At 61.9% G+C, this 12,409-nt stretch carries 15 protein-coding genes; 7 read left to right on the forward strand and 8 right to left on the reverse strand.

Annotated features, from left to right (window positions below; genetic code table 11):
* Positions 1 to 96: 96 nt before the first annotated feature.
* On the forward strand, positions 97 to 1,224 hold the full coding sequence (locus VHO05_RS04015; RefSeq protein WP_329645326.1) for a polysaccharide deacetylase family protein: 1,128 nt from the start codon (positions 97 to 99) through the stop codon (positions 1,222 to 1,224).
* Here the strand turns inward: VHO05_RS04015 and VHO05_RS04020 are convergent.
* Positions 1,196 to 1,402, reverse strand: a complete 207-nt coding sequence (locus tag VHO05_RS04020; RefSeq protein ID WP_329645327.1) for a DUF2842 domain-containing protein — start codon at positions 1,400 to 1,402, stop codon at positions 1,196 to 1,198. The two genes, VHO05_RS04015 and VHO05_RS04020, sit on opposite strands and share 29 nt — an antisense overlap.
* 137 nt (positions 1,403 to 1,539) lie before the next feature.
* On the opposite strand from VHO05_RS04020, the gene VHO05_RS04025 reads away from it, so the two are divergent.
* On the forward strand, positions 1,540 to 2,610 hold the full coding sequence (locus VHO05_RS04025; RefSeq protein ID WP_329645328.1) for a COX15/CtaA family protein: 1,071 nt from the start codon (positions 1,540 to 1,542) through the stop codon (positions 2,608 to 2,610).
* 12 nt (positions 2,611 to 2,622) lie between these two features.
* Here VHO05_RS04025 and VHO05_RS04030 read toward each other — a convergent pair whose 3' ends face one another.
* The 5 genes from VHO05_RS04030 to rplM all read right to left on the reverse strand — a co-directional run bounded on the left by VHO05_RS04030 (position 2,623) and on the right by rplM (position 5,580).
* The gene (locus VHO05_RS04030) at positions 2,623 to 2,754 is read right to left on the reverse strand and encodes a hypothetical protein (RefSeq protein ID WP_329645329.1); all 132 of its coding nucleotides are present in this window, start codon (positions 2,752 to 2,754) and stop codon (positions 2,623 to 2,625) included.
* An 81-nt stretch (positions 2,755 to 2,835) separates the two neighbouring features.
* Positions 2,836 to 3,765: an N-acetyl-gamma-glutamyl-phosphate reductase gene (gene argC, locus VHO05_RS04035; RefSeq protein ID WP_329645330.1), complete on the reverse strand. Its 930-nt coding sequence runs from the start codon at positions 3,763 to 3,765 to the stop codon at positions 2,836 to 2,838.
* Entirely contained in the window at positions 3,765 to 4,487 is a 723-nt protein-coding gene (locus VHO05_RS04040) for a TerC family protein (protein ID WP_329645331.1), read from the reverse strand. Before VHO05_RS04040 ends, argC begins: the two co-directional genes overlap by 1 nt.
* Before the next feature lie 145 nt (positions 4,488 to 4,632).
* Positions 4,633 to 5,112, reverse strand: coding sequence for a 30S ribosomal protein S9 (rpsI, locus tag VHO05_RS04045; RefSeq protein ID WP_329645332.1), 480 nt, complete (start codon positions 5,110 to 5,112; stop codon positions 4,633 to 4,635).
* 6 nt (positions 5,113 to 5,118) lie between these two features.
* The gene (gene rplM / locus VHO05_RS04050) at positions 5,119 to 5,580 is read right to left on the reverse strand and encodes a 50S ribosomal protein L13 (protein ID WP_329645333.1); all 462 of its coding nucleotides are present in this window, start codon (positions 5,578 to 5,580) and stop codon (positions 5,119 to 5,121) included.
* 443 nt (positions 5,581 to 6,023) lie between these two features.
* Here rplM and VHO05_RS04055 point away from each other — a divergent pair, with 443 nt between their 5' ends.
* The 4 genes from VHO05_RS04055 to VHO05_RS04070 are packed head-to-tail and all read left to right on the forward strand — an operon-like array spanning position 6,024 to position 8,381.
* Positions 6,024 to 6,614, forward strand: coding sequence for a hypothetical protein (locus VHO05_RS04055; RefSeq protein ID WP_329645334.1), 591 nt, complete (start codon positions 6,024 to 6,026; stop codon positions 6,612 to 6,614).
* Positions 6,615 to 6,657: 43 nt separating this feature from the next.
* Positions 6,658 to 7,509 carry an enoyl-CoA hydratase gene (locus VHO05_RS04060; protein ID WP_329645335.1) on the forward strand — a complete coding sequence of 284 codons (852 nt, stop codon included), beginning with the start codon at positions 6,658 to 6,660 and terminating at the stop codon, positions 7,507 to 7,509.
* 3 nt (positions 7,510 to 7,512) lie between these two features.
* Positions 7,513 to 7,947 (forward strand): VOC family protein, encoded by a 435-nt coding sequence (locus VHO05_RS04065; protein WP_329645336.1) that lies wholly within the window; start codon positions 7,513 to 7,515, stop codon positions 7,945 to 7,947.
* Positions 7,944 to 8,381, forward strand: a complete 438-nt coding sequence (locus VHO05_RS04070) for a CoA-binding protein (protein ID WP_329645337.1) — start codon at positions 7,944 to 7,946, stop codon at positions 8,379 to 8,381. The genes VHO05_RS04065 and VHO05_RS04070 overlap by 4 nt, the downstream gene beginning before the upstream one ends.
* Before the next feature lie 6 nt (positions 8,382 to 8,387).
* Here the strand turns inward: VHO05_RS04070 and VHO05_RS04075 are convergent, their stop codons facing one another.
* Positions 8,388 to 10,595, reverse strand: coding sequence for a glycoside hydrolase family 3 N-terminal domain-containing protein (locus VHO05_RS04075; RefSeq protein ID WP_329645338.1), 2,208 nt, complete (start codon positions 10,593 to 10,595; stop codon positions 8,388 to 8,390).
* 171 nt (positions 10,596 to 10,766) lie between these two features.
* On the opposite strand from VHO05_RS04075, the gene ribA reads away from it, so the two are divergent.
* The gene (gene ribA / locus VHO05_RS04080; protein ID WP_329645339.1) at positions 10,767 to 11,402 is read left to right on the forward strand and encodes a GTP cyclohydrolase II; all 636 of its coding nucleotides are present in this window, start codon (positions 10,767 to 10,769) and stop codon (positions 11,400 to 11,402) included.
* Positions 11,403 to 11,413: 11 nt separating this feature from the next.
* Here the strand turns inward: ribA and VHO05_RS04085 are convergent, their stop codons facing one another.
* Positions 11,414 to 12,304, reverse strand: a complete 891-nt coding sequence (locus VHO05_RS04085) for a TIGR01459 family HAD-type hydrolase (RefSeq protein ID WP_329645340.1) — start codon at positions 12,302 to 12,304, stop codon at positions 11,414 to 11,416.
* Between the last annotated feature and the right edge of the window lie 105 nt (positions 12,305 to 12,409).

Genomic DNA, 12,409 nt, shown 5'->3' on the forward strand with positions numbered 1-12,409 from the left:
ACCCTAAGCAGGTGGAGATCCGCAGCGGCTAACGCCATCTGAACGATACGTGACGTTAGCTCGTATTCTTTGCACACACTGGGATAGGTGCGGACGATGGGCGCCACGAGCACCAAACTGATGCAGATAGGGCTGTCTGCGCTTGACCGATCCGGTCTCGGTACGCTGTTGGCTCCTCTGACGCGTGGAAAGGGCATTATATTCACGCTGCACAACGTCCGGCCAGAACCGCCTCAAGCGTTCGAGCCGAACCGGATCCTGAAAGTGACACCGTCCTTCCTCGAAACAACGATCGAGGTGGTCCAGAAGGCGGGCTACGACATCGTCTCGCTCGACGAAGCCGCGCGGCGCTTGAAGTCACCGGAGCTCACACGCCCCTTCGCCTGCTTCACCTTCGATGACGGTTATCGCGACAATCGTGACTTCGCCTATCCGATCTTCAAAAAGCACAATCTTCCATTCGCCATCTATGTGCCGACCGCCTACGCCGACGGCGAGGGCGATCTGTGGTGGTTCGTACTCGAGACCGCCATCCGCAAAACCGACCGGCTTTCGGTGACGCTCGATGGCGTCGCGCGCGTTTTCGACACGAGGACCCCCGAAGCCAAGGATCGCGCGTTTTCAGAAATCTACTGGCCGCTGCGACAGAAGCCCGAGAGCGAGTTGCGCGCGACTGTTCACAGGATTGCGGAGACCGTTGGATACGATCCGTCCGCGCTGAGCCGCGATCTCATCATGGATTGGGATGAACTCCGGGCACTCGCCGCCGATCCGCTCGTCACCATTGGCGCACACACACTTAACCACTTCGCCGTTGCGAAGCTCCCGGAGGACGAGGCCCGCGCAGAAATTGCGGAGAGCGTCGCGCGCATCGAGCGAGAGCTCAGCCGCCCCTGCCGCCATTTCAGCTTTCCTTATGGCGATGCCGGCAGCGCTGGAGAGCGGGACTTCGCCATTGCGAAGTCCCTCGGGCTCGAAACTGCCGTGACGACCCATAAGGACGTCCTACGAGACAAATATCCGATGAGCGGTCTTCCGCGCGTGTCTCTCAACGGGGATTTTCAAGAGCCGCGCTACGTCGCGGCCATGATGACGGGCGTTCCGTTCCTGCTCTTCGACACGGCGAAGGCCATGGCCCGCCGCCTCAGCAACCTCCGCGGCAGGAAAGAGGCTCCGTCAGCAGTCGTTCCGGCGCCTACACGTCCGGGCGCTGCATCCATTTGACGAGCCACATGGCGGGCAGCACCCAAAGCAGGCCCGCGATCGGGTAGTAAAGAAGCTCCGTAAGCTTGCTGGCGCTCACCTGAAGCACGATGGCGACCATCATCGCCGCCAGCGCATAGACGGTAAGAAACACCAGAAGCGCGATGGCGCCGACGAACTTGCGCGTCCGAAGGGTCATGGGTTCGTCCTAAATCCTGAACATCGGGGGCCACTTAGAGCCGAGAAGCGGCAAGGCGTCCAGCGCCCGATCATCGCATTGATCGGAGCGCCGCTTCGGCCTATCAAACCCTGGAAAAAATCTAGGGATTTGAGCGCATGACGGCCATCGGAACGATGAAGAACCAACCGGCGGATCGCGCGGGCTCGGCTGCGTGGGATCGCGCCGTGCGGATTTGGCTCTACACGGTGGCCGGGCTCGTCCTGGCAATGATCACCGTCGGCGGCGCAACACGCCTGACGGACTCCGGCCTCTCGATAACAGAGTGGCAACCCCTGCTCGGTGCCATTCCGCCGCTGACCGAAGCACACTGGCTCGAAGCCTTCGCCAAGTACAAGCAGATCCCGGAATACCACCTCGTCAACAAGGGCATGTCCCTTGAGGCGTTCAAGGCCATCTATTGGTGGGAGTGGGGTCACCGTTTCTTGGGTCGCATGATCGGCCTCGCCTTCGCGCTTCCCCTCGCGATCTTCTGGTTCGCGGGGGCGTTGAGGCCGGGCTATGGACTCAAGTTCCTAGGCGTTCTGGCGCTCGGCGGCCTCCAGGGGGCCATCGGCTGGTACATGGTCAAATCCGGTCTCGTCGATCGTGTGGACGTGAGCCAGTACCGGCTCGCCCTGCACCTGACCGTTGCCTTCCTCATCCTTGCGCTTGTCGTTTGGCTGGCGCTTGACGTTGGCAATGCGGAGCGCACGAACACATCGCCGCAAAATCGGAGTGCGACGCTGGCATGGCTGATCGTAGGGGCCATTTTTCTGCAGGTCGTGCTGGGTGCGTTCGTCGCAAGCCTCAAGGGTGGCCTTGTCTACAACACCTGGCCGACAATGGGCGGTACGTTGTTCCCGCACGACCTGATGGCTATCGAGCCCTGGTATCACAACCCGTTCGAAAACCCGGTGATGGCGCAGTTCAATCACCGCCTCGTCGCTTACACGGTGGTCCTGCTCGTGGCCTTGGAGGCGTGGCGCACCTTTGCCTCAGGCGCCAGCGACAAGGCGAAGGCGTCTGTCGCGCTCTTGGTGGTCGGCGTCCTTGGGCAGGTCGCGCTCGGAATCTGGACGCTGCTGGAAGCGGTTCCGCTCAGCCTCGGCATCGCGCATCAGTCGTGCGCGGCCATCCTTCTGATACTGGCCGTGCGCCACCTCCATGTCGCGAGGCGTGGCGTCTGAAGCTGCGAACGCTCAGCCGGAGTCGTCGGAAGGCTTGCGCGGCTTGGCCTTCTTCTGTCCGGGCAGCGACGAGTGGAGATCGGAAGCAAGCACAGCGATCGCGAATGCGCCTCCGATCAAAACAATCAGGAATAGCAGGACCATAGCGAGACCTCCCACGAGGACATTCCCGATATTGGGAGATAATCCAAGGGGCCGCTGTTCCGCGGGGAACAGGGTAGTCTTTTAAAGACCGAGCATCAGGCGGATGTTCTGCACGGCCGCGCCGGCTGCACCCTTGCCGAGGTTATCGAGCCGGGCGACGAGAACGGCCTGGCCGAGCTTGTCGTTGGCAAAGACATAGATCTCCAGCTTGTCCGACCCATTGAGCATCAGGGCATCGAGCCGCCCATTGAGCTTGGCCGTTTCCGCGTGCGGCACCACGCGAACCAGGTGAGACCCTTGGTAGTGGGCGGCAAGTGTCGCTTCGAGATCGCCGGCCGTCGGCTTGCTCGGCAGCGCGTCGAGATGGAGCGGCACGCTGACGAGCATCCCCTGCCGGAAGTTGCCAACCGAGGGAATGAAGATCGGACGCCGCGAGAGGCCGCTGTACCGCTGCAGCTCCGGCACGTGCTTATGCTCGAAGCCGAGGCCATAAAGCTCGAATGCCGGCGCGGTCCCCGCCACCTCGTAGGACTCGATCATCGACTTGCCACCGCCCGAATACCCGGACACCGCGTTCACGGTGATGGGGAAGTCGTGCGGGATCATGCCGGCGTCGACGAGCGGACGGATGAGCGCGATGCCGCCGGTCGGATAGCACCCGGGATTGGCCACGCGGCGGGCCGTCCGGATTGCATCCGCTTGCCCCCTGCCGAGCTCTGGGAAGCCATAGACCCAGCCCTCGGCGACGCGATGCGCCGTCGAAGCGTCGACGATCTTGGGGGCCTTCTCGCCGAGAGCATCGGCAAGCGCCACGGCCTCGATGGCGGCTGCATCCGGGAGGCACAGCACAACGAGATCGACGTCCGCCATCAGCGCCTTCCGCGCCTCGGGATCCTTGCGGGCCTCCGGCGCGATACTGGCGACTTGAATGGAGGGCTCGGAAGCGAGCCGCTCCCGGATCTCGAGTCCGGTCGTGCCCGCTTCGCCGTCGATGAAGACGCGTGCACCCATCAGTTCAGCCCTAGCCGATGCAGAATGCCCTGGAAGATGGTTTCGGAGCAGCCGACGCCGTAGGCGGCGCACACGATCTTGTGGCTGTCGCGATAGATCATGTCGAGGGCGACGTAGAGGATGATGATCAATCCGATCCACGCAATCCAAGGATAGCGTGCCAGCAGCTTGGCGATATAGGTCGAGGCGACGGCCATCAGGATGATTGCGATAGCGAGGCCAATGACGAGCACGAGCGTCGATTCACCCGCAGCACCTGCGACGGCGAGCACGTTGTCGAGAGACATCGACACGTCGGCTAGAATGATCGTCCAAAGCGCCGACCAGAAGTTCGTTTCGTTGTGGGGTGTGGTCGTGGAGGCGAGCTGATTTTCGATTTCGTCAATCGAATGCTCGGAGCCTTCTACGATCTGGCGGTACATTTTCCACGAGACGAACAGGAGCAGCAGGCCGCCTGCGAGCGTCAGGCCAATGACCTGCAGCATCTGCTGTGCGACGCCCGAGAAAAGAATTCGAAGCACAACCGCGCCGGCGATGCCCCAGAAAATCACTTTGGCGCGCATGGACGGATGAACGCGCGACGCCGCCATGCCGACAACGATCGCGTTGTCTCCGGCGAGCGTCAGGTCGATCATGAGAATGTTGAACAGCGGAATGGCGTTCTGATGCCACCATTCGGGACTCGTGAGGTGGCCGATCTCGGTCAATAAAGCTTCGAGCATCAAAGTGCCTTTCCGGGCTGGATAGCGCCGCCGAAGTGGCGTCCCCCATTTTTTGGGCAGCGAAGAACAACACCATATTTAGAAAAAAAACAACGGCCCGCGAGAGCGGGCCGTTGCGAGAAATTCCGTAGGGAGTGAGGCGTTTCTAGCGCTTCGAGAACTGGAAGCTGCGGCGTGCCTTTGCACGGCCGTACTTTTTGCGCTCGACGGTACGGCTGTCGCGCGTCAGGAAGCCGCCCTTCTTGAGCACGCCGCGCAGCTCCGGCTCGTAATAGGTCAGAGCCTTGGAGATGCCGTGACGCACGGCGCCGGCCTGACCCGAAAGCCCGCCGCCCGCAACCGTCACGATAATGTCAAACTGCGTCGCGCGGTTTGCCGCTGCGAGCGGCTGCTGAAGCAGCATCTGCAGCACGGGGCGTGCGAAATAGGCTTTGAAGTCTTTCTTGTTTACGGTGATCTGGCCGCGGCCCGGCTTGATCCAGACGCGGGCGACCGCGTCCTTGCGCTTGCCGGTCGCATAGGCGCGGCCGAGCGAGTCGAGCTTCTGGACGTGTACTGGAGCTTCCGCGGCGACAGCACCCTTGAGGGCGCCGAGATCATCCAGGGTCTTCGTTTCCTGTACCATGGCTGCTTATGCCCTCGAGTTCTTGCGATTGAGCTTCGCGATGTCGAGCGTGGACGGCGCCTGGGCCGCGTGCGGATGCTCGGCACCCTTGTAGATCTTGAGATTCTTCATCAGCTTGCGCTGAAGCGGGCCGCGGGCGAGCATGCGCTCGACAGCCAGCTCGATAACCCGCTCGGGGAACTTGCCCTCGATGATCCGCTTAGGTGTGGTCTCCTTGATGCCGCCCGGGTAGCCCGAGTGGCGGAAGTAGACCTTGTCGCTGTACTTCTTGCCGGTGAACACGGCCTTCTCAGCGTTGACGACAATGACGTTGTCGCCGCAATCAACGTGCGGCGTATAAAGGGCCTTGTGCTTGCCCTTGAGGCGCGTGGCAATGAGCGTGGCGAGACGGCCGACGACGAGACCCTCGGCGTCGATTAGCACCCACTTCTTGTCCACCTCGCCAGGTTTGGCGACGAAAGTCTTCATGGCGGGAACAGCTCCTGCCTAGAGTTGGATGATAGGCAGCAATTCATGCCGCCGTTGCGAAGCGCGTTTTCTACGCGAGGCGGCACTATCCGTCAATTGCCAACAGAAATATAAATTCTATTGAAAATCAATACATTAAATAATGTGGTAAAATATAACCACATATGTGGTTACTGAATACCTCAATTGCTGTGTTGAATCCTGTCCGCACCTTGTGATCGCGTCTTGCCGAGGGTCAGGCCCAGGTGTAGCCCATCTGCGGATGCCTGGAGCTCACGGACCTCAAGGCGGGCGGGATTCGGGGGAAATGTGAAGCCGAACATCATGCTCCGGCCACCCGTTCTTAGATCCGTCTCAGTTGTGATCTCTAAGTACGGCATCTACGCGATGCGCTGGGGAAACTACGATCGCGATTCTGCTTTTGGGAATGGAGGTTACGCCTAATGAAGACGTTCATTTCACGCCTCAAGTCGCTGGCCGTGATCATGGCCTTGAGCGCGGGCGTAGCCGCCGTCGGCGCGCACACGGCTTCGGCGCAGGAATTCAAGCAGATCGAACTGACCGACAAAATGGTAGCCTCGTTCATCGCGGCCCAGAAGGATTTTGCCCCGCTGGCCGGCAAGCTCGCTGAGGGCGGGGAGACCCCCGATGCCGCGCTGACGAAAGAGCTCGAGGACATCGCCAAGAAGCACGGCTTCGCGAGCTTCGCTGAATTTGAGGACGTCGGCGCCAACATCACCATCATTCTTGACGGGCTCGATCGCTCGTCCGGCACCTACACCGATCCCGTCGAGAAGATGAAGAAGGAACTCGAAGAGATCAAAGCTGACGGCTCGATCCCGCCGGAGGACAAGAAGCTGGCCGTCGATGATCTGACGCAGGAAATTGCCGCAGCCAAGCCGCTTGAGCATAAGAGCAACATCGAGGTGGTGAAGAAGCACATTGCCGAGATCGAGGCGCTGATTCCGGAAGAGGCAGGTGAAAGCGGAGCCGCTGACGGCGAAACGCCGGCAGGAGAAGGTCCGGCTCCGTGAGACTGCCGCGCAAGCCGGGCAGCATTCTTTGGGGATTGACCCCGTGACCACGACACACACCGAAACACCCGCGGCGGCATCGCCCCGCGGGTCAGACACCTCTCAAGAGCCCGTCCTCGTCGCACGGCCCGAGCCGGGCCTCGCGCTGGTCACACTTAACGCGCCGCGCACGCGGAATTGCTTGTCGCGGGCAATGATGACGGCGCTCCACTCGGCGATCGCCGCTCTCTCGGCCGAGCCTAGCGTGGCGGCGATCGTACTGGCAGCCGAAGGGCCCGCCTTCTCGTCCGGACATGATTTGAAGGAGTTGACGGCTCACCGCGCCGACGCGGACGGCGGACGCGCGTTCTTCGAGGAGACGATGCACGCCTGTTCTGAGTTGATGCAGAGCATCGTGCGCTCGCCGAAGCCGGTGATCGCCGCCATCGAAGGCGTTGCGACCGCCGCCGGTTGCCAGCTCGTGGCGAGCTGCGATCTTGCCGTGGCCTCAATGTCAGCAACGTTTGCGACGCCCGGCGTGAACATCGGTCTTTTCTGCTCCACGCCGATGGTTGCGCTGTCTCGCAACATCTCGCGAAAGCGAGCCATGGAGATGCTGTTGCTCGGCGAGATGCTGTCGGCCGAAGATGCCGCTGGCTACGGACTGATCAACCGCGCCGTGCCGCCCGAGCGTGTCCGTGAGGAGGCGCTGGCCATGGCGCGCACGATAGCGTCCAAGTCGAAGGTGACCGTAGCCATCGGCAAGGAAGCGTTTTACCGCCAGATTGAGCAGCCGCTCGCCGAGGCGTACACTTTCGCAGCCGCTGTAATGGTTGAAAACATGATGGCGCGCGACGCCGCCGAAGGCATCGGCGCGTTCGTAGAGAAGCGCCAGCCGGTGTGGAAGGACTGTTGAACCGTGGAGCCGCGCCTCTCCCTTGTGACCCTTGGTGTGGCGGACATCGCCCGAGCGCGCGCGTTTTACGAGGCGCTGGGCTTCAAAGCCTCTTCAGATTCGAACGAAAACGTAACCTTCTTCGACGCTGGCGGCGTGGTGTTGGCTCTGTTCGGCCGCAAGGCTCTCGCCGATGACGCGCACGTGCCAGACAGCAAGCCAGGGTTCTCTGGTGTCGCTCTGGCGCACAATGTCCAGTCGGAGGAAGCCGTCGAAGCCGTTTTGCTCGAAGCTAAGGCGGCTGGCGCCACCATCATCAAGCCTGCGCAGCGTGCCTTCTGGGGCGGCTACTCAGGATACTTCTCCGATCCCGAGGGGCACGTTTGGGAAGTCGCCTACAATCCCTTCTTTCCTTTCGATGATGCGGGTCGCCTTGTGTTGCCGTACGGAAACTCATGACATACACGCCGCCCAGTGACGCCGTAATCGCAGACATTCTGCGGACATCGCGTACGTTCGCCGTGGTTGGAGCATCCAGCAACGCGAGCCGCCCGAGCTATGGAGTCATGGCGTACCTGCAAGCCAAGGGTTATCAGGTCGTGCCGGTAAATCCCGCTCTTGCAGGAAGCACGCTCCTTGGCGAGCACGTTGCCCCGGATCTTTCCGCTCTCGACACTCCGATTGACGTCGTCGACATCTTCCGCCAGCCGGACGCGGCGCTCGAAGTGGTCCGCTCCGCCATCCGCGAGAAGGATCGCCTCACAATCAAGACGATCTGGATGCAGATCGGCGTCGTCAACGAAACGGCCGCTTCGGAAGCGCAGGCGGCAGGCCTCGCGGTTGTGATGGATCGCTGCCCGAAGATCGAATACGCGCGGCTTGTCGGGGGGTAATACCCCCTACGGCCCGGAGATCTGAAACGCGCCCTCCAGCTCCGCAGCCGAGCTTCCGCCGACGAAGACTTTGAAGCGGCCGGGCTCGATGACGGGCTTTCCTTCGTCGTCATGATACGCGAGATCGGACGCCTTTAGCATAAAGCGCACGGTCTCCTTCTCGCCCGGCGCGAGCCCGATTTTTTTGAATCCCTTCAGTTCCTGCAACGGCCGCGACCGCGACGCGACGAGCTGGTGCGTGTAGAGCTGCGCCACTTCCTGCCCTGCACGGGAGCCTGTGTTCTGGACGTCGACACGGATCTCGACTTGCCCATCTCGCCCCATCTCCGGAGCGCTGATTTTCAGTCCCGAGTAGCGGAATGTCGTGTAGCTCAGTCCGTGCCCGAAGGGGTAGAGCGGGGTCGGCTTCTCGTCCACATAGCCTGTTGTGAACCGATCGCCCGTTGAAGGGCGGCTGGTCGGCAGGTCGTTGTAGGAGATCGGCACTTGGCCCACAGAGCGCGGAAACGTCATTGGCAGTTTGCCCGATGGCGCAATTTCACCGGTCAGCACTTCTGCCAGCGCCGTACGGCCCTCAGTGCCGGGATGCCACGCAATAAGAAGGGAGGCCACTTTTTCCGACGCCCCCGTCAGGGCGAGGGGGCGTCCGGTCTCGAGCACGAGCGCAATCGGCTTGCCCGCTTTGGCGAGGGCATCCAGCATTTCGGTGTGAACGCTCGAGAGCCGGAGATCTGTCCGCGAGGCGCCTTCGCCCGAAACCGCGCAATCTTCCGCTAAGACCAGCACGATGAGATCCGCGGCCTTCGCTGTTTCGACGGCCTTGTCCTTATCTGCGAAAGCTTGGCCACAAGGGTCGGCGAACGCGTCCGCAAACAGAAGCTTTTGCGATTTGCCGATGCGGGCCTGGAGCGCGTCGCGCAGGTTCTCCGTCACCGGCTTCTCGAGCCCCGCAGGGCCATACCAGGAATGATCGTTTGTGGAGAGCGCGGCAGCACCGATGAGCGCGATCGTGCCGGATTGCGGCGTGATCGGCAGCGTTGCCCCGCTGTTCTTGAGAAGTACGAAGCTTTCGCGGGCGACGGTCCGGGCGGTCTTCCGCACGGCCGCTTCAGCGATCGGCGGCGGCACTTTACGTGCGCCGCCCGGTGAGTCGGGAAACAATCCCATCCGGTACTTCACGCGGAGCACGCGGCGCACCGCGGCATCGATGTCCGCCATCGCCACACGGCCGGCGTGCACGTTCTCGGCGAGATGGGTGTCGTAGGCCTTGCCCTCCATATCGAGGTCGATACCCGCGCGGATGGCCTTCGCAGCCGCTTCGCTGAGGTCCCCCGCCACGCCGTGATTGACGAGTTCCTTGATCGCAGCGAAGTCCGACATCACGAGCCCGTCGAAACCGAGACGTCCTTTGAGCACATCCGTGATGAGTAGCCGGTTCGCGGTCACCGGTACGCCGTTGACGGTGTTGAACGATGCCATCACCGTCTCGGTCCCGGCTTCCACCGCCGCCTGGAAGGGCGGTATGTAGCGGTCGAACAGCTCGGGCATCGAGATCTGCGCGCCATTGTATTCGCGCCCGCCTTCTGGCGCGCCGTACCCGACGAAATGCTTCGCCGAGGTTGCGAGCCCGCCCTTGTGGTAGCCCCGGACGCGCGCAGCGGAAAAGGCGGACGCGAGGTAGGGGTCTTCCCCGGCGCCCTCGATCACGCGTCCCCATCGTGGATCGCGGGAGATGTCGATCATCGGCGCAAACGTCAGATTGACGCCCACCTGGGCCGTCTCCTGGGCGATTGCCTCCGTGGCGCGCTCCGCAAGCTCAGGGCGCCAGGTTGCAGCCCACGCGATAGGGGTAGGAAATGCAACGTGGAAGGAGTGAATGGAGTCGATCGCGAAAAGCAGCGGAATCTTGAGCCGCGAGGCCTGCGCGGCCTCTTCGAAGAGACGCACGTGATCCGGGTGCGCCACGTTCAGCAGGGATCCGATCCGCCCCTTCTTCACAGCCTCGATCTGTGGCTCGCTTGGAAAGGCATAGGAGGGAAAATTGAGCTGCCCGACTTTCTCCTCAAGCGTCATCTGGCCAAGAAGCGCCGTTACTTTGGCTTCGATCTCGGCTTCGATCGCGCGCGCCAGGGGGGGGCGGGTTGAGGGGGTGGAATGGGCAGCAGGCGGTACGAGGGACGCAATGACGGTAAAGAGAAAAAGGCCGAATCTCATCGAATAGCCGCTCTGTCCGTTAACGAGGATGGCATGCTATACGGGCAGGGCAGCCCGCGTCCAATTCGCATCTTGTGAAATGGGGCCTATGCTACAACATGTCCACCGGCCGTAAGGGTGAACCCCACCGGTCAATCCCGCCCTGAGCCGGAAAAGAACGAGGAGTGCCAGATGCCGGCAAGCGGCGTCCAAACAATGAAGCTCGACGTCGATCGCTGTGCGAGAACGTTGCTGCCGATCGAGCTCGACGGCATGGAAGTTGTGCTGGAGGCCCGCGCCTATCAGGGCAAGGACGAGCACACCCAGGCCATGGCCCTGATCAACCGGGGCGAGGGCAAGGAGGCTGGCGAAATTCCACTCGTCCGCGTGCATTCCGGCTGCGTCACGGGTGACATTTTTCATTCGCTGCGCTGCGATTGCCGTGCGCAACTCGAATGTGCCCTGCGGCGCATCGCGGTCACTCCGAACGGGGTCCTCGTATATTTGCCTTATCAAGAGGGCCGCGGCATTGGGTTGTTCAAGAAGATACAGGCCTACGCGCTGCAGGATCAGGGGCTCGACACTGTCGATGCCAACATCGAGATCGGCGCGCCGATCGATGCACGCGACTACGAGCTTGCGACGGAGATCCTGATCGATCTCGGCTTTCCGAAGATCCGCCTCATGACGAACAATCCGGCCAAGGTGGAAGCTCTGGAGGTGGCTGGAATCGAGGTGGTCGACCGCATTCCACTCGTTGTCAGGCCGGGTACGCACAACGAGCGCTATCTCGAAACCAAGCGCCGCCGGATGTCACACGAGATCTAGCCTGCAACGCGCTACCAGGCGAGCGCAGCCATGGCTGCGATCGCAGGGGGGCCGTCGCCCGGAAAGAGCGTCCCGAGCTTTTCCGGCGCGAGCGCGTGTCCCGTCATGGTTTCGTGGCGATGAATGCCGCCCGCGATGAAGAGGGCATCGAGACCGGCACCCCGGGCGCCGGCGAGATCTGTGCGAACGGCGTCTCCGACGACGAGGATTTCGCTTGTGTCGATCTTGGCTCCTCTGATGCCCTCGGCCATCGCCCGCGCGGCATCGTATGCGGAGGCGTGTGGTTTTCCGGCCCAGAACACTTCGCCGCCCATATGCGCGTATGCGTCGGCCAAGGCGCCGGCGCATAGAAACAGGCGCCCTCCGACATCGACCACGAGGTCCGGATTGGCGCACACAAAGGGTAAATCGCGGGCGCGAGCTTGCGAGAGAACGTCACGGTAGCTCTCGACCGTTTCATTCACATCATCGTTGAGGCCCGTGCAAACGACGGCTTCTGCTTTTTCGAGCGAAACGTCCATTGCTCCAGCTTTTTCGAAAAACGCGGCATCGCGCTGTCGTGGGCCAATGAAATAGACATTCGCGTATTTTTCTTTTCGCAAATGGGCGAGCGCGATTTCTCCTGAAGAAACGATGCCATCATAGGCCTCTGGCGGAACATGCCGCGCTTCGAGCATCGCTTCCACCCGGTGGATCGGCACGGGTGCATTGGTCACGAGGATCACGACCCCGCCGCGTGAGCGGAATCGCAAGAGGGCATCGGTCGCGGCCGGGTATGCGCGTACGCCATCGTGAATAACGCCCCAAACGTCGCAGAAAAGCACGGTGTAGCGCCCGAGTAGCGGGGCTGCGTTTGTGAGTATGGGAGGGGCGCTTGTGCCGCCTTTGGGTCCAGGAGTCATGGATCGTCCGAGTTGTTGTGCGCGCGATCGAATAGCAAGCGGCGACTCATGTCCACAGACGTGTCGACGCGGCTAGGTCGCGGTGTGGGCAGACTTTTTATGGAT

Origin of the sequence: Hyphomicrobium sp. (assembly GCF_036262015.1) — a bacterium.
GTDB lineage: Bacteria > Pseudomonadota > Alphaproteobacteria > Rhizobiales > Hyphomicrobiaceae > Hyphomicrobium_C.

Excerpts from the sequence above, each read along its gene's own strand:
- VHO05_RS04055 (WP_329645334.1), top strand. The coding sequence starts at position 6,024 with ATGAAGACGTTCATTTCACGCCTCAAGTCGCTGGCCGTGATCATGGCC.
- ribA (WP_329645339.1), top strand. The coding sequence starts at position 10,767 with ATGCCGGCAAGCGGCGTCCAAACAATGAAGCTCGACGTCGATCGCTGT.
- VHO05_RS04075 (WP_329645338.1), bottom strand. The coding sequence starts at position 10,595 with ATGAGATTCGGCCTTTTTCTCTTTACCGTCATTGCGTCCCTCGTACCG.
- VHO05_RS04070 (WP_329645337.1), top strand. The coding sequence starts at position 7,944 with ATGACATACACGCCGCCCAGTGACGCCGTAATCGCAGACATTCTGCGG.
- VHO05_RS04040 (WP_329645331.1), bottom strand. The coding sequence starts at position 4,487 with ATGCTCGAAGCTTTATTGACCGAGATCGGCCACCTCACGAGTCCCGAA.
- rplM (WP_329645333.1), bottom strand. The coding sequence starts at position 5,580 with ATGAAGACTTTCGTCGCCAAACCTGGCGAGGTGGACAAGAAGTGGGTG.
- VHO05_RS04020 (WP_329645327.1), bottom strand. The coding sequence starts at position 1,402 with ATGACCCTTCGGACGCGCAAGTTCGTCGGCGCCATCGCGCTTCTGGTG.
- VHO05_RS04025 (WP_329645328.1), top strand. The coding sequence starts at position 1,540 with ATGACGGCCATCGGAACGATGAAGAACCAACCGGCGGATCGCGCGGGC.
- VHO05_RS04015 (WP_329645326.1), top strand. The coding sequence starts at position 97 with ATGGGCGCCACGAGCACCAAACTGATGCAGATAGGGCTGTCTGCGCTT.
- rpsI (WP_329645332.1), bottom strand. The coding sequence starts at position 5,112 with ATGGTACAGGAAACGAAGACCCTGGATGATCTCGGCGCCCTCAAGGGT.
- VHO05_RS04085 (WP_329645340.1), bottom strand. The coding sequence starts at position 12,304 with ATGACTCCTGGACCCAAAGGCGGCACAAGCGCCCCTCCCATACTCACA.
- VHO05_RS04030 (WP_329645329.1), bottom strand. The coding sequence starts at position 2,754 with ATGGTCCTGCTATTCCTGATTGTTTTGATCGGAGGCGCATTCGCGATC.
- argC (WP_329645330.1), bottom strand. The coding sequence starts at position 3,765 with ATGGGTGCACGCGTCTTCATCGACGGCGAAGCGGGCACGACCGGACTC.